General features: G+C 72.6%; 18 protein-coding genes. 11 read left to right on the plus strand and 7 right to left on the minus strand.

Annotated elements, in window-relative coordinates; translation table 11 throughout:
* The 3 genes from IF37_RS0122695 to tkt form a co-directional block, all read right to left on the minus strand.
* Positions 1 to 864, minus strand: an 864-nt coding sequence (locus IF37_RS0122695) for a glucose-6-phosphate dehydrogenase (protein WP_037856910.1), incomplete at its 3' end; no start/stop codon positions are given.
* Complete coding sequence (tal, locus tag IF37_RS0122700; RefSeq protein ID WP_030745358.1) at positions 861 to 2006, minus strand: transaldolase; 1146 nt, start codon at positions 2004 to 2006, stop codon at positions 861 to 863. The genes IF37_RS0122695 and tal, both read right to left, overlap by 4 nt.
* A 20-nt stretch (positions 2007 to 2026) precedes the next feature.
* On the minus strand, positions 2027 to 4102 hold the full coding sequence (gene tkt / locus IF37_RS0122705) for a transketolase (protein WP_030745361.1): 2076 nt from the start codon (positions 4100 to 4102) through the stop codon (positions 2027 to 2029).
* A gap of 146 nt (positions 4103 to 4248) precedes the next feature.
* Between tkt and IF37_RS0122710 the strand changes: the two genes are divergently transcribed.
* Positions 4249 to 5223, plus strand: coding sequence for an AraC family transcriptional regulator (locus tag IF37_RS0122710; protein WP_030745364.1), 975 nt, complete (start codon positions 4249 to 4251; stop codon positions 5221 to 5223).
* A gap of 309 nt (positions 5224 to 5532) precedes the next feature.
* Here IF37_RS0122710 and IF37_RS45250 read toward each other — a convergent pair whose 3' ends face one another.
* Positions 5533 to 6045 carry a beta-galactosidase domain 4-containing protein gene (locus tag IF37_RS45250; protein WP_216725850.1) on the minus strand — a complete coding sequence of 171 codons (513 nt, stop codon included), beginning with the start codon at positions 6043 to 6045 and terminating at the stop codon, positions 5533 to 5535.
* Between the two features lie 218 nt (positions 6046 to 6263).
* Between IF37_RS45250 and IF37_RS0122720 the strand changes: the two genes are divergently transcribed.
* Positions 6264 to 7601 (plus strand): 6-phospho-beta-glucosidase, encoded by a 1338-nt coding sequence (locus IF37_RS0122720; protein ID WP_030745370.1) that lies wholly within the window; start codon positions 6264 to 6266, stop codon positions 7599 to 7601.
* Positions 7602 to 7662: 61 nt separating this feature from the next.
* Here the strand turns inward: IF37_RS0122720 and IF37_RS0122725 are convergent, their stop codons facing one another.
* Positions 7663 to 8787 (minus strand): ATP-grasp domain-containing protein, encoded by a 1125-nt coding sequence (locus tag IF37_RS0122725; RefSeq protein WP_030745373.1) that lies wholly within the window; start codon positions 8785 to 8787, stop codon positions 7663 to 7665.
* Between the two features lie 1067 nt (positions 8788 to 9854).
* Between IF37_RS0122725 and IF37_RS0122730 the strand changes: the two genes are divergently transcribed.
* A complete protein-coding gene (locus IF37_RS0122730; RefSeq protein WP_030745376.1) occupies positions 9855 to 10760 on the plus strand; it encodes a metallophosphoesterase in 906 nt (301 codons plus the stop codon).
* Positions 10708 to 11409 carry a 4'-phosphopantetheinyl transferase gene (locus tag IF37_RS0122735; RefSeq protein WP_030745379.1) on the plus strand — a complete coding sequence of 234 codons (702 nt, stop codon included), beginning with the start codon at positions 10708 to 10710 and terminating at the stop codon, positions 11407 to 11409. The genes IF37_RS0122730 and IF37_RS0122735 overlap by 53 nt, the downstream gene beginning before the upstream one ends.
* Positions 11410 to 11599: 190 nt before the next feature.
* Here the strand turns inward: IF37_RS0122735 and IF37_RS0122740 are convergent, their stop codons facing one another.
* Together IF37_RS0122740 and IF37_RS0122745 are read right to left on the minus strand one after the other, a co-directional pair.
* Positions 11600 to 11830, minus strand: coding sequence for a hypothetical protein (locus tag IF37_RS0122740; protein ID WP_030745382.1), 231 nt, complete (start codon positions 11828 to 11830; stop codon positions 11600 to 11602).
* Positions 11831 to 12038: 208 nt separating this feature from the next.
* Positions 12039 to 12695, minus strand: a complete 657-nt coding sequence (locus IF37_RS0122745; RefSeq protein WP_030745386.1) for a helix-turn-helix transcriptional regulator — start codon at positions 12693 to 12695, stop codon at positions 12039 to 12041.
* A 241-nt stretch (positions 12696 to 12936) separates the two neighbouring features.
* Between IF37_RS0122745 and IF37_RS0122750 the strand changes: the two genes are divergently transcribed.
* From IF37_RS0122750 to IF37_RS0122780, 7 genes are all read left to right on the plus strand, one after another.
* Complete coding sequence (locus IF37_RS0122750) at positions 12937 to 13608, plus strand: hypothetical protein (protein ID WP_030745389.1); 672 nt, start codon at positions 12937 to 12939, stop codon at positions 13606 to 13608.
* A 415-nt stretch (positions 13609 to 14023) separates the two neighbouring features.
* Complete coding sequence (locus tag IF37_RS0122755; RefSeq protein ID WP_030745391.1) at positions 14024 to 15022, plus strand: LacI family DNA-binding transcriptional regulator; 999 nt, start codon at positions 14024 to 14026, stop codon at positions 15020 to 15022.
* 128 nt (positions 15023 to 15150) lie between these two features.
* Complete coding sequence (locus IF37_RS0122760) at positions 15151 to 16503, plus strand: ABC transporter substrate-binding protein (RefSeq protein ID WP_030745394.1); 1353 nt, start codon at positions 15151 to 15153, stop codon at positions 16501 to 16503.
* 5 nt (positions 16504 to 16508) lie between these two features.
* Positions 16509 to 17462 carry a carbohydrate ABC transporter permease gene (locus tag IF37_RS0122765; RefSeq protein WP_030745397.1) on the plus strand — a complete coding sequence of 318 codons (954 nt, stop codon included), beginning with the start codon at positions 16509 to 16511 and terminating at the stop codon, positions 17460 to 17462.
* On the plus strand, positions 17459 to 18337 hold the full coding sequence (locus tag IF37_RS0122770; protein WP_030745400.1) for a carbohydrate ABC transporter permease: 879 nt from the start codon (positions 17459 to 17461) through the stop codon (positions 18335 to 18337). The genes IF37_RS0122765 and IF37_RS0122770 overlap by 4 nt, the downstream gene beginning before the upstream one ends.
* A 33-nt stretch (positions 18338 to 18370) precedes the next feature.
* Positions 18371 to 19978 (plus strand): glycoside hydrolase family 13 protein, encoded by a 1608-nt coding sequence (locus IF37_RS0122775; protein WP_030745403.1) that lies wholly within the window; start codon positions 18371 to 18373, stop codon positions 19976 to 19978.
* Positions 19979 to 20034: 56 nt separating this feature from the next.
* On the plus strand, positions 20035 to 22212 hold the full coding sequence (locus IF37_RS0122780; RefSeq protein WP_030745405.1) for a discoidin domain-containing protein: 2178 nt from the start codon (positions 20035 to 20037) through the stop codon (positions 22210 to 22212).
* Positions 22213 to 22393: the final 181 nt, after the last annotated feature.

Below are 22393 nucleotides of genomic sequence, written 5' to 3' on the forward strand. Positions count from 1 at the left end.
GTGGTTCTGGATGACGTCGCGGGCGGCGCCGATGCCGTCGTAGTAGCCGGCCCGGCCGCCGATGCCGATGTCCTCGGCCATCGTGATCTGCACGTGGTCGACGTACGACCGGTTCCAGATCGGCTCGTACATCTGGTTGGCGAAGCGCAGCGCCAGGATGTTCTGGACGGTCTCCTTGCCGAGGTAGTGGTCGATGCGGAACACCTGGTCCGGCTCGAACACCTCGTGCACGATCGCGTTCAGGTCGCGCGCGCTGTCCAGGTCGTGCCCGAAGGGCTTCTCGATGACCGCGCGCCGCCAGGAGCCCTCCGGCGGGTTGGCCAGGCCGTGCTTCTTCAGCTGCTGGACGACCTTCGGGAAGAACTTCGGCGGCACCGAGAGGTAGAAGGCGAAGTTGCCGCCGGTGCCCCGGGAGGCGTCGAGTTCGTCGACGGCGTCCTTCAGCTGCTTGAAGGCGGTGTCGTCGTCGAAGTCGCCGGGGATGAACCGCATGCCCTCGGCGAGCTGCTGCCACACCTCCTCGCGGAACTCGGTGCGCGAGTGCTCGCGGACCGCGTCGTGCACGACCTGCGCGAAGTCCTGGTCCTCCCAGTCCCGGCGGGCGAACCCGACGAGGGAGAAGCCCGGCGGCAGCAGACCGCGGTTGGCCAGGTCGTAGACGGCCGGCATCAGCTTCTTGCGGGACAGGTCACCGGTGACGCCGAAGATGACCAGGCCCGACGGTCCGGCGATGCGCGGGAGCCGGCGGTCGCGGGCGTCCCGCAGCGGGTTCGCCCAGTCGGCGGCCGTGACCGCCGGGGCCGGGGCCGGGGCGGCCGGGGCCGCCTCGGGCGCGGGCGTCTGGGCGGGGGCGTTCTCGGTCATCGGGCGTCAGCTCCCTTGCTCTTCAGGGACGTGGCGACGGCGTCCAGCAGGTCCTGCCAGGCCGTCTCGAACTTGGCGACGCCCTCGTCCTCCAACTGCTGGACGACCTCGTCGTAGGAGATGCCGAGCCGCTCGACGGCGGCCAGGTCGGCGCGGGCCTGAGCGTAGCCGCCGGTCACCGTGTCGCCGGTGATCCGGCCGTGGTCGGCGGCGGCGTTCAGGGTGGCCTCGGGCATGGTGTTGACGGTGCCGGGCGCGACCAGCTCGTCCACGTACAGGGTGTCCTTGTAAGCGGGGTCCTTCACCCCGGTCGACGCCCACAGCGGGCGCTGCTTGTTCGCCCCGTCACCGGCCAGCGCCAGCCAGCGGCCGGAGGCGAAGACCTCCTCGTAGGCCTCGTAGGCGAGCCGGGCGTTGGCGAGGGCCGCGCGGCCCTTGAGCGCCAGGGCCTCGTCGGTGCCGAGGGCGGTCAGCCGCTTGTCGATCTCGGAGTCCACCCGCGAGACGAAGAAGGACGCCACCGAGTGGATGGTGGAGAGGTCGATGCCCCGCTCCCGGGCCTTCTCCAGACCGGCCAGGTAGGCGTCCATCACCTCGCGATAGCGCTCCAGGGAGAAGATCAGGGTCACGTTGACGCTGATGCCGAGGCCGATGACCTCGGTGATGGCCGGGAGACCGGCCTTCGTCGCCGGAATCTTGATCATCACATTGGGGCGGTCCACCAGCCAGGACAGCTGCTTGGCCTCGGCGACGGTCGCCGCGGTGGCGTGGGCCAGGCGCGGGTCGACCTCGATGGAGACCCGGCCGTCCCGGCCGTCGGTGGTGTCGTACACGGCACGCAGGATGTCGGCGGCGTCGCGCACGTCGGCGGTCGTCATCATCCGCACGGCCTCGTCCACCGTGACCCCGCGCACGGCGAGGTCGGTGAGCTGCTCCTCGTAGCCCTCTCCGGAGCCTATGGCCGCCTGGAAGATGGACGGGTTCGTGGTGACACCGACGACACTTCCGCTCGACACCAGTCCGGCGAGGCTGCCCGAGGTGATCCGCTTGCGCGACAGGTCGTCGAGCCAGATCGACACGCCTTCGTCGGCGAGGCGCTTGAGGGCTCCCGGGGTCGCCGTTGTTTCGTTCACTTTGATCATCTTTCTATTCTGCGTCGATATCAGGCGCGCGTGGTGGCGAGCGACTCGCGGGCCGCCGCGGCGACGTTCTCGGGGGTGAAGCCGAACTCGGTGAACAGGGTCCCGGCGTCGGCGGAGGCGCCGAAGTGCTCCAGCGAGACGATGCGGCCGGCGTCACCGACGAACCGGTACCAGGTCAGGCCGATACCGGCCTCGACGGCGACGCGGGCCTTCACGGCCGGCGGCAGCACCCGGTCGCGGTACTCGCGCGGCTGCTCCTCGAACCACTCCACGGACGGCATCGAGACCACCCGGGTGCCGATCCCCTCGGCCTCCAGCCGCTCCCGCGCGGCCACGGCGAGCTGCACCTCGGAGCCCGTCGCGATGATGATCACCTCCGGGACCTCCGTCGAGGACTCGAACCGCACGTAGCCGCCCTTGGCCGCGTCCTCGTCCGGCGCGTACACCGGCACGCCCTGGCGGGTGAGCGCGAGCCCGTGCGGGGCGGGGTGCGTGGCGTGCCTCTTCAGGATCTCGGCCCAGGCGATCGCGGTCTCGTTGGCGTCCGCCGGGCGGACGACGTTCAGGCCCGGGATCGCGCGCAGCGAGGCCAGGTGCTCCACCGGCTGGTGGGTCGGGCCGTCCTCGCCGAGGCCGATGGAGTCGTGCGTCCACACGTAGGTCACCGGCAGCTGCATCAGCGCCGACATCCGGACGGCGTTGCGCATGTAGTCGGAGAACACCAGGAAGGTGCCGCCGTAGACGCGGGTGTTGCCGTGCAGGGCGATGCCGTTCATCTCCGCGGCCATCGAGAACTCGCGGATGCCGAAGTGCACCGTACGGCCGTACGGGTCCGCACCGGGCAGCGGGTTGCCCTCGGGCAGGAAGGAGCTGGTCTTGTCGATGGTGGTGTTGTTGGAGCCGGCCAGGTCGGCGGAGCCGCCCCACAGCTCGGGGAGGACCGGACCGAGGGCCTGGAGCACCTTGCCGGAGGCGGCGCGGGTGGCGACCGACTTGCCCGCCTCGAACACGGGCAGGGCGTCCTCCCAGCCCGTGGGCAGCTCGCCCTTGCTCACACGGTCGAACAGCTCGGCCCGCTCCGGCTGGGCGGCACGCCACTCGGCGATCCGCTTGTCCCAGGCCGCGTGTGCCTCGGCGCCCCGGTCCAGGGCCCCGCGGGTGTGCTTGAGCACCTCGTCGGCGACCTCGAAGGTCCGCTCAGGGTCGAAGCCGAGGAGCCGCTTGGTGGCGGCGATCTCCTCCTCGCCGAGCGCGGAGCCGTGGGACGCCTCGGTGTTCCGTGCGTTCGGCGCGGGCCAGGCGATGATCGTGCGCAGCGCGATGATCGAGGGCCGGCCGGTCTCGGCGCGGGCGGCCTCGAGCGCCGCGTACAGGGCGGGCGCGTCGATGTCGCCGTCGGCGGTGGGTGCCACGCGCTGGGTGTGCCAGCCGTAGGCCTCGTACCGCTTCAGCACGTCCTCGGAGAACGCGGTCGCGGTGTCGCCCTCGATGGAGATGTGGTTGTCGTCGTAGACGAAGACCAGGTTGCCGAGCTTCTGGTGGCCGGCCAGCGAGGACGCCTCGGCGGAGACGCCCTCCTCCAGGTCGCCGTCGGAGACGATCGCCCAGACGGTGTGGTCGAAGGGGGAGGTGCCGGCGGGGGCCTCCGGGTCGAACAGGCCGCGTTCGTAGCGGGCGGCCATCGCCATGCCGACGGCGTTGGCGACGCCCTGGCCGAGCGGACCGGTGGTGGTCTCCACGCCCGCGGTGTGCCCGTACTCGGGGTGGCCCGGAGTCTTCGAGCCGTGCGTGCGGAACGCCTTCAGGTCGTCCAGCTCCAGCTCGTAGCCCGCGAGGAAGAGCTGCGTGTAGAGGGTCAGCGAGGTGTGGCCGGGGGAGAGGACGAACCGGTCACGGCCGGTCCACTCGGGGTCCGCCGGGTCGTGTCGCATCACCTTTTGAAAGATCGTGTACGCGGCAGGCGCCAGGCTCATCGCCGTGCCCGGGTGTCCGTTGCCCACCTTCTGCACTGCGTCGGCCGCCAGAATGCGGGCGGTGTCCACGGCACGCCGGTCGAGGTCGGTCCACTCGAAGCCGTCGGAAGTCTGCGTCGTCATCTTCAAGAAGTCCTTGTTCAGTGCGGTTGGGCTGGCCGGACGCGTTCAAACATAAAAGTCTGACTTTTTCGAAGGAAGGGCGGGGTGTGTCAGCCTGTGGTGAATCTGGGACAGTGGTCACGCGATAGAGACGGCATAAAAGGGACATGACCGATACAAGACGGCAAGCCGCCGGTAACGGCAGCGGCGTCACCGGCGGCGGCACGACGGACGCCGCCGGCGGTTCCGGCGGCGAGGGCGACACCGATCGCGACGGGATCAGGACCTTCCCCTTCCCGGCGGAACTGGCCCTCGGGGGCGTCGGCATGCAGGTCGGCCCGATGGGCACCGACCGGCCCTGGCACGCCGACGCCCCCCTGCACCGCGTCCACCGCATCGACTTCCACGTGGTCATGCTCTTCACCGACGGCCCCGTACGGCACATGATCGACTTCGCCGAGTACGAGGCCGGCGCCGGCGACCTGCTGTGGATCCGCCCCGGACAGGTCCACCGCTTCTCCCGGGAACCCGTGTACCGCGGAACCGTGCTGACCATGCAACCCGGCTTCCTGCCGCGCAGCACCGTCGAGGCCACCGGCCTGTACCGCTACGACCTGCCCCCGCTGCTGCGCCCCGGCCCGGCCGAGCGCGCCGCGCTCCAGGCCGCCCTCGACCAGCTGCGCCGCGAGTACGAGGACGCCGACACCCTCCCGCCCGGTCTGCACACGGCGGTCCTGCGGCACACGCTGACCGCGTTCCTGCTGCGCCTCGCCCACCTCGCCACCAGCACGGCGCGGATCTCCGGGCAGCACACCGACAGCACCTTCACCCGCTTCCGGGACGCCGTCGAGCACGGCTTCGCCACCAACCACAGCGTCAGCGCCTACGCCGACGCCCTCGGCTACTCCCGGCGCACCCTGGTCCGCGCCGTCCGCGCGGCCACCGGCGAGACCCCCAAGGGCTTCATCGACAAACGCGTCGTCCTGGAGGCCCAGCGCCTCCTCGCCCACACGGAACTCCCGATAGGCCGCGTCGGGGTGGCCGTGGGCTTCCCCGACGCGGCGAACTTCTCCAAGTTCTTCCACCTGCACACCGGCCAGACCCCGGTGGCGTTCCGGGCGGAGCTGCGTTCGCCCGGGTGAGCCCCCCCCGCGGTGTCCGCACCGCCGGGCCGCGCCCGGTGCCCGATGCCGAACCGGTTGACGTTCGCGGAGCCGAACCGGTTCACGTTCCCGGAGCCGGCCGCCCGGCCGCCGGTGAGGGCGAGGCGGGTGTCGCGCCTGCCGGTGACCGCGTCGAAGTCTGCCGGGACCGTCCGCCGGGACCGCCGGTCACCGGCGCCCGTGGCCCCCGCGACCGCGCCGGACCGGCTGTCGTCGCGGTCGGACAGACTCGGCCCGCACGCGACGGCAGGCGTCCCGGCCGCCGGAGGGCTCGGCCCGCAGGAGGGTTCAGCGGCCGAAGGCCGTCGCCGACCGCCGTCCGCCCGCCGCTTGCCGCGCGGCGTCCGCCTCCGTCCGGAGCCGGACGCGTGGTGCGCACACCCGGGTACCGGGCGGTGCCCCCGGGTGCTCCTCGGCCGTCACCACCCGAAGCGTCAGCCAGACCGCGCCGCCGTCCGCCGGCAGCGGCAGCGGCAAGGGCCGTGGCAGCGGCACGGCGGCGGTCTCGCCCGGCCGCAGATCGGGCAGCTCGGCCGGGGCGGCGAAGGTCCGGCCGTCGGCCAGGCTCAGCTCCCAGGTGGCCGCCGGCCCGGCCAGACCACGGGCCCGCCGGTGGTTGACGACGACGATCCCCTCGTGCCGGTGGCACCGGATGCCGACCGGGCCCGGGCTCCCGGGGTCCCGCCGTACCCGCTCGTCGCGCTCACCGCCGTACGCCGGGCGCCCGCCGGACGCGGTGGCAGCGTTATCCCGCCGTCCGGCGCCCACCGGCCCGGGCCCGGCCGGTCCTCGGTCCGTCACGCGCCGAGGATCGCGCGGGCCCGCGACCCCTGGATGAAGGCGCCCTGAAGACCGCGGCGTGGAGCCGGTGGCGGACGGTGGCCGGGGTGCCGGGCGGGTGGGGCGGCGGCGCGGCGGATGACAGGGTGGTACCGGTCGCCGGTGTGGCCGAGGAAAGGCCCGGGTACGGGCGGGGCGGGGCCGGCGCGGACGGGTACGGCGTGACGAAGGGTACGGGCGTGAGGCTGACGATTGTGGGCGGTGGCGGGTTCCGGGTGCCGCTGGTGTACGGCGCGCTGCTGACGGACCATGCCGAGGGGCGGGTCACCGAGGTCGTGCTGCACGATCCGGACGACCGCCGGCTGCGCGCGGTCTCCCGGGTGCTGGCGGAGCAGGCCGCGGGCGTCCCCGACGCGCCCCGGGTGTCCGCCACCACCGACCTGGACGAGGCCCTGCGCGGCGCCGACTTCGTCTTCTCCGCGATCCGCGTCGGCGGCCTCCAGGGGCGGGCGGACGACGAGCGGGTGGCCCTCGCCGAAGGCGTCCTCGGACAGGAGACCGTCGGCGCGGGCGGCATCGCGTACGGCCTGCGCACGGTACCGGTCGCCGTCGACATCGCCCGGCGCGTGGCCCGCCTCGCCCCGGACGCCTGGGTCATCAACTTCACCAACCCGGCCGGGCTGGTGACCGAGGCGATGTCCCGCCACCTCGGCGACCGCGTCATCGGCATCTGCGACTCGCCGGTCGGCCTCGGCCGCCGTATCGCCCGCGTCCTCGGCGCCGACCCGGGCCGGGCGTTCGTCGACTACGTCGGCCTCAACCACCTCGGCTGGGTGCGCGGCCTGCGCGTCGCCGGGCGTGACGAACTGCCGCGGCTGCTCGCGGACCCCGCGCTGCTCGGCTCGTTCGAGGAGGGCCGGCTGTTCGGCGCCGACTGGCTGCGCTCGCTTGGCGCCGTCCCCAACGAGTACCTGCACTACTACTACTTCAACCGGGAGACCGTGCGCGCCTACCAGGAGGCCGGGCAGACCCGCGGCGCCTTCCTGCGCGACCAGCAGGCCCGGTTCTACGAGCGGGCGGGCGACCCCGGCGGCTCCGCCCTGCGCGCCTGGGACCGCACCCGCGCCGAGCGGGAGGCGACGTACATGTCCGAGAACCGGGAGAGCGCCGGCGCGGGCGAACGCGAGGCCGACGACCTGTCCGGCGGATACGAGAAGGTGGCCCTCGCCCTGATGCGGGCCATCGCCCGCGACGAACGCGCCACCCTGATTCTCAACGTCCGCAACCGCTCCACCCTGTCGGTCCTCGACGCCGACGCGGTCGTCGAGGTGCCGTGCCTGGTCGACGCGAGTGGCGCCCACCCGCTCGCCGCCGATCCGCTGCCCGGCCACGCCACCGGCCTGGTCTGCGCGGTCAAGGCCGTCGACCGCGAGGTGCTCGCCGCCGCCGAGTCCGGTTCCCGGGCCAGTGCCGTGGCGGCGTTCGCGCTGCATCCGCTGGTCGACTCGGTCACGGTGGCCCGCCGGCTGCTCGAGGGCTACACCGCGGTCCACCCGGGCCTGGCGTACCTGAGGTGACGAGGGAGGGGACCCGCCCTGGCCTACCCGAGGTGACAGGGGAGGCGACCGCTCCGCCGCCCTAGAGCGGCAGCACCTCACCCGCCGGAGCCGCCCGCACCGGCTCCGGCACGGCCGGCCGGGGCACCTGGTCCGCCCCCGCCCGCTGCCGCGGCAGGCTCGCCGCCGGCAGCACCGGCCGGGGTCCCGAGACCACGGTGTAGTCCTGCCCGAGGAACGGCGGTTCGATGACCCCCGGGTCCTCACCGAGCGCCAACCGCACCGCCGCCCACGGGGCGTTCACCCCGCAGAGCGACAGCTGGTGCAGTCCTCCGGCGGGCCTGGTGTTGACGTCCAGCAGCACCGGGCGGTCGCCGAGCATCCGGAACTGGATGTTGGACAGGTGGTGCAGCCCGAAGCCCTCCGCGATCAGCCGGGCCGGCGCCAGCCACCGCTCGTCCAGGGTGAAGCCCCGGCGGCGGCCGTTCTTGGTGCGGCCCACCGCGAGCCGCACCCGGTTGTCCGGCCCGGTCAGGCAGTCGACGGAGACCTCGGGCTGCTCCAGCCGGGGCATCACCAGCCAGTCCACGGGCTCCTCGGCCCGCCGCAGTGCCTCGACGACCAGGTCCAGCTGGACGTACGGGCTCGGGAAGCCGTTCAGGTGCGTGAGCGAGAAGGGGTCCCGGGTGATCATCCGGAAGCCCACCCCGCCCGCACCGGCGGCCGGCTTGAAGCAGACCCGGTACCCGGCCGCCTCCAACTCCTCGACAGCGGCCAGGAGTTCGTCGGCCGTACGGACCCGCCGCCACGGCGGAACCGGGACGCCCACCGAGCGCACCGCCTCGTACGCGGTCGCCTTGTCCTCGAACACGGCCACCGCCTCGGGCGTCGGCGCCAGCAGCGCCGTGCCGACCGCCGTGAACTCGGCCCGGTGCGCCACGATCGCCGCCTGGTGCAGCCGGGGCACGAACACGTCGATGCCGCGCCGGGCGCACTGGTCGAGGGCGTACTCGACGTACGCGGCCGGGGACAGGCCCTCCGGCTCCGGCTCGGCGGTGTCGGCGGCGGCCAGCACGGGGGAGTCGGGATCACCGTGCGTGGCATGGATCTCGACCGCGCGGTCGCTGGGATTTCTGCGCAGCTGATCCATGAAGAACACGTTCTCCGCGTACGTGCGGTTGAGCCAGACGCGTACGCGAGAGAGCATGCAGGCCGCCTTTCAGGGCGTGCGGGCAGGGCGGAGCGGCCCGTGCCCGGGCAGGAGAGTGGAAGGGTCACCAAACAGCCCTGTGCGAAGGGGAATTCGGGGGGCGTTGGTTGGTGTCGGGGCGATCATACGGCCAACCGGAGGTGCCCCGTGCAACGCCCGTGTTACGGCTTCCCGGGCGCCGCGCGGTCGCGGACGCCGGGGTCCGCGGCGGCCCGTGCGGGGTCCGGTGAGCCGGTGACGGGGGAGCGGCCGGCCCGGCGGCGGGGCGGGCGGAGCAGGGCGAGCGGCCCGGCGGCCGTGCCGAGCGCGGTGAGCAGGACCAGCCGTCACTCCCCGTCGGCGGTGGCGACCCGCGGCGCCGGCTGCCGACGCCTTCGGTGCCGGCGTCGGCGGGCGCGGCGAGGACGGCCGGGCGGACGGCGTTGCCCAGGTCGAGCGTGGCGGAGGCCATGCCGCCCGCGATGCACTGCTCGGCGGGCGCGAGGCCGGTGGACGCGGCGATCCACATGGCGGTCCAGGTCGGCGCCGATGTCGGGCAGCGCCATGAAGGCGATCTCCGGGTCGAGCGGGAAGATCAGCTGTGCCGGAGCCGGCGGCGCCGGGCTCCGGCCCGGCCGGGTCCGGCGGCCACCGGACGGGTCCGCGTGCGGTCCGGGGGAGGCGCGCAGGAGGGCCGGCCCTTCCGGGTCGCGGGCGGGACGGCCCGGCTCGTATCCATTGTCTGCTCCATTGTCTGCGAATCCGCGTACGGTCGAACCTCCCTCAACGGAGTAAGCGTGATCCGGCCATGCCCGGGCCCGCCCGGCGCGGAGGGGCGCCGCGACGGACGCGGTTGGACGAGCGCTCCACCGGACGGTCGCGGTACCGTGGAGCAGCCATCTCGCACGGCCCGGACCGTGCCGGCGGCCGTCCGCGGCCCGTCTTCGACGGTGTCCCGAAAGTGACCCCGCGGGGCCAAGCCGCCGCCGCGGCCCGGGAGCTGACACCCGGCCGGATTGCTCTTGTCCCGGGCCGGGTCGATGTGTTCTTGTGGTGGCAGCGGATGATCGGAAGGGGTGTGCGAGGTGGAGTCGACGGCCGGGGCCGGACAGCTGCTGGCCATCAGCGACCTGCACATCAGCTACCCGGAGAACCGCGCCCTCGTCGAGGACATGCGCCCCGGGCACGACGACGACTGGCTGATCGTGGCCGGTGACGTCGCGGAGACCGTGGCCGATGTCCGCTGGGCCCTCGAAACGCTCGCCCGCCGCTTCCGCAAGGTGCTGTGGGCACCCGGCAACCACGAGCTGTGGACCCATCCGAAGGACCCGGTCACCCTGCGCGGTGTCGCCCGCTACGAGCACCTGGTCGAGGTGTGCCGGGAGCTGGGCGTCGTCACCCCCGAGGACCCCTACCCGGTGTGGCGCGGCGCCGGCGGACCGGTCGTCGTCGCCCCGCTGTTCCTCCTCTACGACTACTCGTTCCTGCCGGCCGGCTGCGCCACCAAGGCGGAGGGCCTGGCCTACGCGGAGGGCACGGGCATCGTCTGCAACGACGAGTTCCTGCTCCACCCCGACCCGTACCCGACCCGTGAGGCGTGGTGCCGGGCACGGGTCGCCGAGACCGAGCGCAGGCTCGCCGAGCTGCCCGAGGACCTCCCGACCGTGCTGGCCGGCCACTACCCGCTGGACCGGCACCCCACCGAGGTCCTGTGGCACCCCGAGTTCGCCATGTGGTGCGGCACCGGGCTGACCGCCGACTGGCACCGCAGGTTCCGGGTCGCCACCATGGTCTACGGTCACCTGCACATCCCGCGCACCACCTGGCACGACGGAGTCCGCTTCATGGAGGTCTCCGTGGGATACCCCCGCGAGTGGCGCAAGCGTCCGGAACCCCCGGGAAGGCTGCGCCGTATCCTGCCGATGGAGGTCGAAGCAGGTGATCGAGGAGCTGCTCCCGGAGTCGGTCGTGGCCGTGGAGGCACACGCTGACGACCCGCTGTGGGACGCCCCGCTCTACCCGGCGGAGGAGGCGCTCATCGCGCGCGCGGTGCCCAAGCGGCGCCGTGAGTTCGCCGCCGTGCGCGGCTGTGCCCGGCGGGCCATGGAGAAGCTCGGCGTGCCGCCGCAGGCCGTGGTCAGCGGCGAGCGGGGCGCACCGCGGTGGCCGGACGGACTGGTCGGCAGCATGACCCACTGCGACGGCTACTGCGCCGCCGCGCTGGTCCGTGCCGCCGACCTCGCCTCCGTCGGCATAGACGCCGAGCCGCACGGGCCGCTCCCGGACGGCGTCGGCGCGTCCGTCTTCCTGCCCGCCGAGCTGGTGCGGCTCGACCGGCTGGCCGAGCGGCACCCCGCCGTGCACTGGGACCGGCTCCTGTTCAGCGCCAAGGAGTCCGTCTACAAGGCGTGGTTCCCGCTCACCCGCAAGTGGCTGGACTTCTCCGAGGCCGACATCACCCTGGAGCCGGACCCCGGCGGCGATGCGAGCGGCACCCTGCGCGCCGAACTCCTGGTCCCCGGCCCCCTCGTCGACGGCCACCGGCTCCAGACCTTCGAGGGCCGCTGGGTGGCACGCGACGGCGTGGTCGCCACCTCGGTGGTGGTCCCGCACGCCTCCACCACGGCCCGCGTCCCCTGACGCCCGGCCCACCCGGCCGCCCGCGGCACGCCGGCCGCCCGCGCGTCGGCGGGGTCGCGATGCGCCGGGGGTGGCCGCGCCCCTCCGGTCCGGCACCCGCGGAGCCCTCCGGCGTCCGGCGTCCGCCCCGCCCCCGACCGGCGGCGCGCCCGGGCCCTCGGACCGTCCCGGCGGCCCGCACCCCAGGGCTTCAGGCCACCGGGGGGCACCAGTCGCGCAGGAGACGGAAGAACTCCTCCTCGTTGCCCGCCAGGCCCGCGTGGGCCAGTGCGCGTTCGGCCTCGGCGAGCACGGTGGGCGGGACGACGGCGGGCCGGTCCTCCTCCGGTGGTCCGTCGAAGGCGGCGCGCACGGTGTGGAGCAGCCGCAGGTACGCCTGCACGGCGGTGCGCTCACGGTCGGTCAGTACGGCGGTGGGCATCGGTCGGCTCTCCCCGGGTAGGCGTCACGGTCACGCGCTCTGCGGCGCACACCCCCAGCTTGCCGCCCACCACTGACAATCCCGTCCGGCTCGGTCCCGGTTCGCCCGCTCAGCGGAGGCACGACCACACCCGAGCGCCCCGGCCGGTCACGGCACTTGCCGCGTCACCGGACGGCTTGTCATACCGCCGCCCATGACCCCCGGCGGGTCACGACTCAGGGCGCTTGACGCTCTCCAGGAGCATGTCGAGCCACTCCGCCACCTTGTCCCGGTGCTGATCGGTCGGCAACTGCGCCGCCCGCCAGGCTATTCCGCGCACCCCGTGGTCCTGGAGCAGCCGCTCCAGCGGATCCTCCGCGGCCTCGATGTCGGCCCGCTCCCGGTCCGCGAGCTTCTGCAACAACTCCTGCTCGGTGCGCTGGAGGGCGCCCGCCAGCGCCTCGGGGTCCTCCGCGGTGAGGAACCCGGCGTGCACCCGGAAGAAACGCTGGATGGCGTCGCAGTGCTCCATGGTGGGGCGCCGGTCGCCGTTGATGAGGGCACCGGCCTGCTGCCGGGACATGCCCGCGCCGTCGGCTATCTCCTGCTGGGTGTACCGGCGCCCGCCCGGTTTCAGCCGGGTCCGGCGCAGCAGGTCCAGCCGCTGGAGGAAGCGTGCCTGGACGTCCGGTTCGCCCGCGGGCCGACCGCTCAGCAGGGCCCTGACCACCGGCTCGGGCACCCCGCAGGAGATGGAGAGCCGCCCGACGTCGAAGACCTCGGCGTGCGGCACGCCGAGGCGGTCGGCGAGCGCGGTGACGCGGGCGACGACGGCCGGCAGCTGGGCGGTCGCCGAGGCGCCCGGATCCTCGTAGCCATCCGTCACCGACAGAACTCCTACGTCTAGAGAGGGCTTCAGATGCGTCCGTGCTTCTCACGAGCGATCGCCGTGAACTTCCCGGAGAGTAGCCCGTGTCTCGAACCCACATCCAGGTGTCGCCACAACTGTGGCGAATTTCAGCCGTCAACCGGCATGAAATGCCACGATAGTTGACACGACTCCGGGCTGGGCACCAGGATCGCATCGCCGCGTGAAAGGCCGCAGAGGCAAGAGGGGTGACCTCCCGATGGCACATCAGGCAGGAGGGCAGCGGCCGGCACCGCGGCCCGTCCCCGACACTTGCGAGACCCAGGGGTACCTCCAGGACTACGGAGCACTGCTGGAGTACCTGCCCTGCCCGTCCCTGGTCGTCGACCGCCAGTGGAACGTGGTCATGGCGAACCGTGCGTTCGAGTCGCTCTTCTGCGGCATGCGCGCCCACCCGACGGCCATGCCGGGGGACAACTTCCTGCGGTTCGTCCTGTTCCACCCCGACGCGGGGCAGGTCCTGGGCGAACACGAGTCGGGCTGGTGCCTGCCGATGCTGGCCCAGCTCCGCTCCGCCCTGGAGACGCACGGCCACGACCACGAACTCCAGGCGGTCCGCCGGGACATCGCCCAGGACCCGATCATGGAGGCCGCCTACCGGCAGGGCCTGCCGCACTGGATCCGCGCGGTAGGCGAGGCCGCGACCCGTCTCGACGGCGCGGTACGCTTGCTGCACCACCCGGATCCGCGGCACGGACGCGTCGAGTGCCGGATCGTCGAGGAGACACCGCGGCCGTTGCGGGAGCTCGGCTACCGGCGTCTGACGATGGTCCTGCGCGAACCCCACCGGCCCGCCGCGCCGGTACGCCGTCCGCGCCGTCCGCGAGGTCCCGCGTCGCACCTCACGGTGGTCCCGGCGGCCGAGAGCTGACCCGGCACCGCCGGCGTTCAGGTCGCCGGCGGCGTCGGGTCCGAGACCCCTCCCGCACACGGGCGGCGCCCGCCGTCGCATTCCAGGCCGCCGCGCGTGTGCCCGCACCGCGCATCTTTCGGTGGCGCCGCCCGCCACCGGCACCCGGGCGCCGCGTGCGCGCCCCGCACCGCGCACCTTTTGGTGGCGCCGCCCGCCACCGGCACCCGGGCGCCGCGTGCACGTCCCGCACCGGGCCGTGCGTGCGCGCCCCGCACCGGGCCCGTCCCGGCCCCGACCACGCCGCCGCCGGAGCGGCCACCGTGCGGGAGCCCGTCGAGAGCACCGGAAGCGGCCCCGGCGGCCCCACCGCCCCCCACTTCCCCTCCCCTTCTCCACGCAAGCTGCTTGCATGGCTTGCGATACTCTTGCGTTCATGACGCGACGACTTGCGGAAGTGGCGAAGAAGGTCGGGGTCAGTGAGGCCACGGTCAGCCGGGTGCTGAACGGCAAACCCGGGGTCTCCGACGCCACCCGGCAGGCGGTCCTGACCGCCCTCGACGTCCTCGGCTACGAGCGCCCCACCCAGCTGCGCGGCGAACGCGCCCGGCTGGTCGGCCTCGTCCTGCCCGAACTCCAGAACCCCATCTTCCCGGCGTTCGCCGAGGTCATCGGCGGCGCCCTGGCCCAGCTGGGGCTCACCCCGGTGCTGTGCACCCAGACCAAGGGCGGGGTGTCGGAGGCCGACTACGTGGAACTGCTGCTGCACCAGCAGGTCTCCGGCGTGGTGTTCGCCGGCGGGCTGTACGCCCAGGCCGACGCGCCGCACGACCACTACCGGCTGCTCGCCGGGCGCAACATCCCGGTCGTGCTGGTCAACGCGGCCATCGAACACCTCGGCTTCCCCGCCGTCTCCTGCGACGACGCCGTCGCCGTGGAGCAGGCGTGGCGGCACCTGGCCTCCCTCGGGCACGAGCGCATCGGCCTGCTCCTCGGCCCCGGCGACCACGTCCCCTCGGCCCGCAAACTGGCCGCGGCCCGCGCCCTCCGTGCCGACCTGCCGGAGGAGTTCGTCGCGCGGTCCATCTTCTCCATCGAGGGCGGTCACGCCGCCGCCGCCCGGCTGATGGACCGCGGCGTCACCGGCATCATCTGCGCCTCCGACCCGCTGGCCCTCGGCGCGGTCCGGGCGGCACGCCGCAAGGGGTACGACGTCCCGGGCCGGATCTCCGTCGTCGGCTACGACGACTCGGCGTTCATGAACTGCACCGAGCCGCCGCTGACCACCGTCCGCCAGCCCATCGAGGCCATGGGACGCGCGGCCGTGGAACTGCTGAACGCGCAGATCGGCGGCACCGCCGTACCCGCCGAGGAACTGCTGTTCGAGCCGGAACTGGTCGTCCGCGGCTCCACCGGACAAGCGCCGCGCGACTGAACCCCGGAAGATCCGATCAGCTGTCGAATAATTACAGATTCCGCGCGACATATTGCGTACCGGTGTCGGCGGTGCTTGAGTGTGCGACGCCCACCGCTCCCGCCATGAGTGCCATGAGGGGTCCACCGATGAGACACACCGGGTTCCGCCGTACCGTCGTAGCGCTAAGCGTCTGTTCCTCCCTCGCCCTCGCGGCCACCGCCTGCGGGTCCGGTGACGACGACGCGGCGAGCGGCAAGACCCGCATCACCGTCAACTGCGAGCCGCCCAGGAGCGCCAAGGTCGACCGCGGGTTCTTCGAACAGGACATCGCCGCCTTCGAACGGCAGAATCCGGACATCGACGTCGTCGCGCACGACGCCTTCCCGTGCCAGGACCCGAAGACCTTCGACGCCAAACTGGCGGGCGGCCAGATGGAAGACGTCTTCTACACGTACTTCACGGACGCGAAGCACGTCGTCGACGTCGGACAGGCCGCCGACCTCACGCCGTACCTGAGGGAACTGAAGGGCTACGACAGCATCCAGAAGCAGCTGCGGGACATCTACACCGTGGACGGCAAGGTCTACGGCATCCCCCGCACCGGCTACTCCATGGGGCTGATCTACAACCGCGCGCTCTTCGAGAAGGCCGGCCTCGACCCCGACAAGCCCCCGGCGACCTGGGACGAGGTGCGCGCCGCCGCCAAGCGGATCGCCGCCCTCGGGAACGGGACGGTCGGCTACGCCGACTACAGCGCGCAGAACCAGGGCGGCTGGCACTTCACCGCGGAGCTGTACTCCCAGGGCGGCGACGTCGTCGACGCGGACGGCGGGAAGGCCGCCGTCGACAGCCCCGAGGGCCGTGCCGTCCTGGAGAACCTGCACGCCATGCGGTGGACCGACGACTCGATGGGCAGCAAGCAGCTCCTCGTCATCAACGACGTGCAGCAGATGATGGGTTCGGGCAAGCTCGGCATGTACCTCGCCGCCCCGGACAACATCCCGATCCTGGTCAAGGAGAAGGGCGGCGACTACAAGGACCTCGCCCTGGCCCCCATGCCGGGCGGCCAGGGCACCCTCATCGGCGGCGACGGCTACATGTTCAACAAGAAGGCCACGCCCGCCCAGATCCGGGCCGGCCTGAAGTGGCTCGACCACATGTTCCTCACCCCGGGCAAGGGCTTCCTCGGCGACTACGCGCGGGCCAAGAAGAACGACGCCCCCGTCGGCCTGCCCGAGCCGCGTCTGTTCACCGGCACCGCCGACGCCACGGACCAGCGGACCAAGAAGGCCAACGCCAACGTCCCGGTGGGGAACTACCGGGCCTTCCTCGACGGCAACCAGCGGCTCCGGATGAAGATCGAGCCGCCGCACGCCCAGCAGATCTACTCCGTCCTCGACGGCGTCGTCTCCGCCGTCCTGACCAAGGAGGACGCGGACGTCGACCAGCTGCTGAAGGACGCGTCCGACAAGATCGACGGCATCCTGGCCCGGAGCTGACCACGATGACGAAGACGGCCGAGCGGCGGCCCGGGACGACGGCCGCCGCCCACCCGGTCCCGGTGCCACCCCCGGCGGGAGGCCCGCGGCGGCGCCGGCTGGCCGACCAGGCCCGCGCCTACGGCTTCCTCCTCGGCGGGCTGCTCTGCTTCGCCCTGTTCTCCTGGTACCCGGCGATCCGCGCGGTCGTCATCGCCTTCCAGAAGTACACACCCGGCTCGGCGCCCCAATGGGTCGGCACCGCCAACTTCACCCGCGTCCTCCACGACCCCGAGTTCACGGCCGCCTGGCGCAACACCCTCACCTTCACCCTGCTGGCCCTGCTCATCGGCTTCGCGATCCCCTTCGTGCTCGCCCTCGTGCTGAACGAACTCCGGCACGCCAGGGCCTTCTTCCGGGTCGTGGTCTACCTGCCGGTGATGATCCCGCCGGTGGTCAGCGCCCTGCTGTGGAAGTGGTTCTACGACCCCGGGGCCGGCCTCGCCAACGAGGCGCTGCGCTGGCTCCACCTGCCCACCTCCAACTGGTCCAACGGCGCCGACACCGCGCTGGTCTCCCTGGTGATCGTCGCCACCTGGGCCAACCTGGGCGGCACCGTCCTGATCTACCTCGCCGCGCTCCAGTCCATCCCCGGCGAGCTGTACGAGGCGGCCGAACTGGACGGCGCGAACCTCCTCCAGCGCGTGCGGCACGTCACGGTCCCGCAGACCCGGTTCGTGATCCTGATGCTGATGCTCCTCCAGATCATCGCCACCATGCAGGTGTTCACCGAGCCGTTCGTCATCACCGGCGGCGGACCGGAGAACGCCACCGTCACCGTCCTCTACCTCATCTACAAGTACGCCTTCCTCTACAACGACTTCGGCGGCGCCTGCGCCCTCAGCGTGCTGCTCCTGCTGCTGCTCGGCGCCTTCTCCGCGGTCTACCTGCGGCTCACCCGCTCGGAGGGGAACGCATGAGCGCCACCCGCACCCTGATCTCGCCGGCCACCCTCGCCCGCCCCCGCGGCAAGGCCGTGTACTGGACGGTGTTCACGGCCGTCGTCGTGCTCTTCGCGCTCGCCTTCCTCTTCCCCGTGTACTGGATGGTGACCGGCGCGCTGAAGTCCCCGGACGAGGTGGCGCGGACCCCGCCCACCCTCGTGCCCGAGCACTGGCACCCCGACGGCTACACCGACGCCTGGAACCTGATGGAGCTGCCGCGGCACCTGCTGAACACGGTCGTCCAGGCGGCCGGCGCCTGGGCCTGCCAGCTCGTCCTGTGCACCGCCGCGGCCTACGCCCTGTCCAAGCTGAGGCCCGCCTTCGGCAAGGTGATCCTCGGCGGCATCCTCGCCACCCTCATGGTGCCGGCGCAGGCGCTGGTCGTCCCCAAGTACCTCACCGTCGCCGACCTGCCGCTGATCCACACCAGCCTACTCAACGACCCCCTCGCCATCTGGCTGCCGGCGGCCGCCAACGCCTTCAACCTCTACCTGCTCAAACGGTTCTTCGACCAGCTGCCGCGCGATGTGCTGGAGGCCGCCGAGATCGACGGCGCCGGCAGGCTGCGCATCCTGTGGTCCGTCGTCCTGCCCATGTCCCGGCCGGTGCTCGGCGTGGTGTCCATCTTCGCCCTGGTCGCCGTCTGGCAGGACTTCCTGTGGCCGCTGATGGTCTTCTCCGACACCGGCAAGCAGCCGATCAGCGTGGCCCTGGTCCAGCTGTCGCAGAACATCCAGCTCACCGTGCTCATCGCCGCGATGGTGATCGCCAGCATCCCGATGGTGACGCTCTTCCTCGTCTTCCAGCGGCACATCATCGCCGGGATCAGCGCGGGCAGCACCAAGGGCTGACGCCGCCGCCCCGTCTACAGAAAGGCAAGCCCCGTGGGACAGCCCACCCCTGCCCGGAAAGACCCTGACTGGTGGCGCTCCGCCGTCATCTACCAGGTGTACGTCCGCAGCTTCGCGGACGGCGACGGCGACGGCACCGGCGACCTCGCGGGCGTCCGGGCCCGGCTGCCGTACCTCGCCGAACTCGGCGTGGACGCCCTGTGGTTCACCCCCTGGTACCTGTCACCCCTGAAGGACGGCGGCTACGACGTCGCCGACTACCGGACCATCGACCCGGCCTTCGGCACCCTCGCCGAGGCGGAGAAACTCATCGCGGAGGCACGGGAGTCGGGCATCCGCACCATCGTCGACATCGTGCCCAACCACGTCTCCGACCAGCACCCCTGGTTCCGGGCCGCGCTCGCCGCCGGACCGGGCAGTCCGGAGCGCGAGCTGTTCCACTTCCGGCCCGGCCGCGGACCGGACGGCGCACTCCCGCCGAACGACTGGCCCTCCCAGTTCGCCGGCTCCACCGAACCGGTGTGGACCCGGCTGCCCGACGGCGACTGGTACCTGCACCTGTTCACCCCCGAACAGCCCGACCTGAACTGGGCCCACCCGGTCGTCCGCCAGGAGCACGAGGACATCCTCCGCTTCTGGTTCGAGCGGGGGGTCGCCGGCGTCCGCATCGACTCGGCGGCGCTGCTCGCCAAGGACCCGGACCTGCCCGACCTCGCCGCGCACCCCCGGCCGCACCCGTTCGTGGACCGCGACGAACTCCACGACGTGTACCGCTCCTGGCGGCGGATCGCGGACGAGTACGACGGCGTCTTCGTCGGCGAGGTCTGGCTCCCCGAACCCGAGCGCTTCGCCCGCTACCTACGCCCCGACGAACTCCACACCGCCTTCAACTTCGCCTTCCTGGCCTGCCCCTGGGACGCCGGCCGGCTGCGCACCGCCATCGACACCACCCTCGCCGAGCACGCCCCCGTCGGCGCCCCGGCCACCTGGGTGCTGTGCAACCACGACGTCACCCGCACGGTCACCCGGTACGGCCGCGCCGACACCGCCTTCGACTTCGCCACCAAGACCTTCGGCACACCCACCGACCTCGCGCTCGGCACCCGCAGGGCACGGGCCGCCGCCCTGTTGTCCCTGGCGCTGCCCGGCGCGGTCTACGTCTACCAGGGCGAGGAACTGGGCCTGCCGGAGGCCGACATCCCGCCGGAGCGCGTCCAGGACCCGATGTACTTCCGCTCGGGCGGCACCGACCCCGGCCGCGACGGCTGCCGGGTGCCGCTGCCGTGGGAGGCCGGCCGGCCGTACGCGGGCTTCGGTTCCCGTGCCGAGCCGTGGCTGCCGCAGCCGGCCGGCTGGCCGGCGTACGCCGTCGACCGCCAGCGGCGGGACCCCCACTCCATGCTCGCCCTCTACCGCGAGGCCATCGCCCTGCGCCCCGGGTTCGGCGACGGCCCGCTGACCTGGCTGCCCGCCCCCGACGGCGTGCTCGCCTTCTCCCGCGCGGACGGCGCGCTCTGCGTGGTCAACCTCGCAGCCGCGCCCGCCGAACTCCCCGCGCACTCCCGGCTCCTGCTCGCCAGCGGCCCCCTGGACGACCGGGGCCGGCTGCCGCAGGACACGGCGGCCTGGCTGCGCGCCTGAGCCGCGCCCGTACGCACCTTGCTATCCCACGCACCCCACCACGAAGGGATCAGCACATGCACAGCAGCACCGCCGGACACGTCAGGCGCATGCCGGCCATCGGGGCGGTCGTCGCCCTCGCCGCCGGCATGCTCGTCACCCTCGCCCCCACCGCCCACGCGGCGGCCGGCGCCGCGCTCCCCTTTACCTCCGTGGAGGCCGAGTCGGCCGCCGGCACCGGCACCAGGATCGGCCCCGACTACACCCAGGGCACCCTGGCCTCGGAGGCGTCCGGCCGGCAGGCCGTCCGGCTGGCCGCCGGGCAGCGGGTGGAGTTCACCGTGCCGCGCGCGGCCAACGCCGTGAACGTGGCCTACAGCGTCCCGGACGGCCAGTCCGGTTCGCTCGACGTGTACGTCAACGGCACCAGACTCGCCAAGACCCTCCCGGTGACCTCCAAGTACTCCTACGTCGACACCGGCTGGATCGCGGGCGCGAAGACCCACCACTTCTTCGACAACGCCCGGCTGCTGCTCGGACGGGACGTGCAGGCCGGCGACAAGGTCGCATTCGAGTCGACGGGCACCCAGGTCACCGTGGATGTCGCCGACTTCGAGCAGGTCGCGGCCGCCGCCACGCAGCCCGCCGGGTCGGTGTCCGTCGTCTCCAAGGGCGCCGACCCCAGCGGCAACGGCGACTCCACCCAGGCGTTCCGGGACGCCATCGCCGCCGCCCAGGGCGGCACGGTGTGGATCCCGCCGGGCGACTACCGGATCACGTCCTCCCTGAACGGCGTGCAGAACGTGACGCTCCAGGGCGCCGGCGGCTGGTACTCGGTCGTGCACACCTCCCGCTTCATCGACCAGTCCAGCTCCTCGGGCAACGTCCACATCAAGGACTTCGCGGTCATCGGCGAGGTCACCGAACGCGTCGACTCCAGCCCGGACAACTTCGTCAACGGCTCCCTCGGACCGGGCTCGTCCGTCTCCGGCATGTGGATCCAGCACCTGAAGGTCGGGCTCTGGCTGACGGGCAACAACGACAACCTGGTGGTGGAGAAGAGCCGCATCCTCGACACCACCGCCGACGGCCTGAACCTCAACGGGAACGCCAGGGGTGTCGTCGTCCGCGACAACTTCCTGCGCAACCAGGGCGACGACTCCCTCGCCATGTGGTCGCTGTACGCGCCGGACACCGGCTCCAGCTTCGTGAACAACACCATCTCCCAGCCCAACCTCGCCAACGGCATCGCCATCTACGGCGGCACGGACATCTCCGTGCGGAACAACCAGATCTCCGACACCAACGCCCTCGGCAGCGGCATCGCGATCTCCAACCAGAAGTTCCTCGACCCCTTCTCCCCGCTGTCCGGCACCATCACGGTCGACGGCAACACCCTGGTGCGGGCCGGTGCGCAGAACCCCAACTGGAACCACCCGATGGGCGCGTTGCGCGTCGACTCCTACGACAGCGCCGTCAACGCGACCGTCAACATCACCAACACCACGATCACCGACAGCCCCTACAGCGCCTTCGAGTTCGTCTCCGGCGGCGGGCAGGGCTACCCGGTGCGCAACGTCAACGTGACCGGGGCGACGGTGCGGAACACCGGCACGGTCGTGGTGCAGGCCGAGGCGCAGGGTACGGCCGCGTTCAAGAACGTCACCGCGACCGGCGTCGGAGCGGCCGGCGTCTACAACTGCCCCTACCCGGCCAACTCCGGGACGTTCTCGCTCACCGACGGCGGCGGCAACTCCGGCTGGTCCAGCACCTGGTCGGACTGCTCCAGCTGGCCGCAGCCCGGGCAGGGCAACCCGGAGCCCGATCCGAACCGCAACCTCGCCAAGGGCCGCCCGGCCACCGCGACCGGCTCCCAGGACGTCTACACACCCGGCAAGGCGGTCGACGGCGACGCCAACTCGTACTGGGAGTCGGCCAACAACGCCTTCCCGCAGTCCTGGACGGTCGACCTCGGCTCCTCCTACGCCGTGCGCCGCCTGGTGCTGAAGCTGCCGCCGTCCGCGGCCTGGGGCGCCCGCACCCAGACCGTCACGGTGCTCGGCAGCACCGACGGCTCGAACTTCTCCACGGTCGTCGGCGCCCAGGGCTACCGTTTCGACCCGGCCACCGGCAACACCGCGACCGTGCCCCTGCCGAGCGGCGCGAACCTGCGCTACCTGCGGCTGAGCGTCAGCGCCAACACCGGATGGCCGGCGGGCCAGTTCAGCGAGGTGGAGGCGTATCTGGGTTCCTGACCGGCACCGCCTCCGGCACCCCTGGCCGCCTCCCCGGCCAGGGGTGCCCGACCGTCACGGCACCGCACGGACCGCCGAGTTTCACGCGGGCGCCACCAGACCCTTCCCTGACGTTTGCTGCTCTTGGAACACTCGCTCCGCGCAGATTCCGTCATCTGACGGCATCGCGTACGTCAGGAGA

The sequence above is a fragment of the Streptomyces sp. NRRL S-31 genome (assembly GCF_000718775.1).
Lineage (GTDB): Bacteria > Actinomycetota > Actinomycetes > Streptomycetales > Streptomycetaceae > Streptomyces.

Coding starts and splice junctions, on each gene's coding strand:
- IF37_RS0122725 (WP_030745373.1), bottom strand. CDS start 8,787: ATGCTCTCTCGCGTACGCGTCTGGCTCAACCGCACGTACGCGGAGAAC.
- tal (WP_030745358.1), bottom strand. CDS start 2,006: ATGATCAAAGTGAACGAAACAACGGCGACCCCGGGAGCCCTCAAGCGC.
- IF37_RS0122770 (WP_030745400.1), top strand. CDS start 17,459: ATGAGCGCCACCCGCACCCTGATCTCGCCGGCCACCCTCGCCCGCCCC.
- IF37_RS0122750 (WP_030745389.1), top strand. CDS start 12,937: ATGGCACATCAGGCAGGAGGGCAGCGGCCGGCACCGCGGCCCGTCCCC.
- IF37_RS0122765 (WP_030745397.1), top strand. CDS start 16,509: ATGACGAAGACGGCCGAGCGGCGGCCCGGGACGACGGCCGCCGCCCAC.
- tkt (WP_030745361.1), bottom strand. CDS start 4,102: ATGACGACGCAGACTTCCGACGGCTTCGAGTGGACCGACCTCGACCGG.
- IF37_RS0122710 (WP_030745364.1), top strand. CDS start 4,249: ATGACCGATACAAGACGGCAAGCCGCCGGTAACGGCAGCGGCGTCACC.
- IF37_RS0122740 (WP_030745382.1), bottom strand. CDS start 11,830: ATGCCCACCGCCGTACTGACCGACCGTGAGCGCACCGCCGTGCAGGCG.
- IF37_RS0122780 (WP_030745405.1), top strand. CDS start 20,035: ATGCACAGCAGCACCGCCGGACACGTCAGGCGCATGCCGGCCATCGGG.
- IF37_RS0122755 (WP_030745391.1), top strand. CDS start 14,024: ATGACGCGACGACTTGCGGAAGTGGCGAAGAAGGTCGGGGTCAGTGAG.
- IF37_RS0122760 (WP_030745394.1), top strand. CDS start 15,151: ATGAGACACACCGGGTTCCGCCGTACCGTCGTAGCGCTAAGCGTCTGT.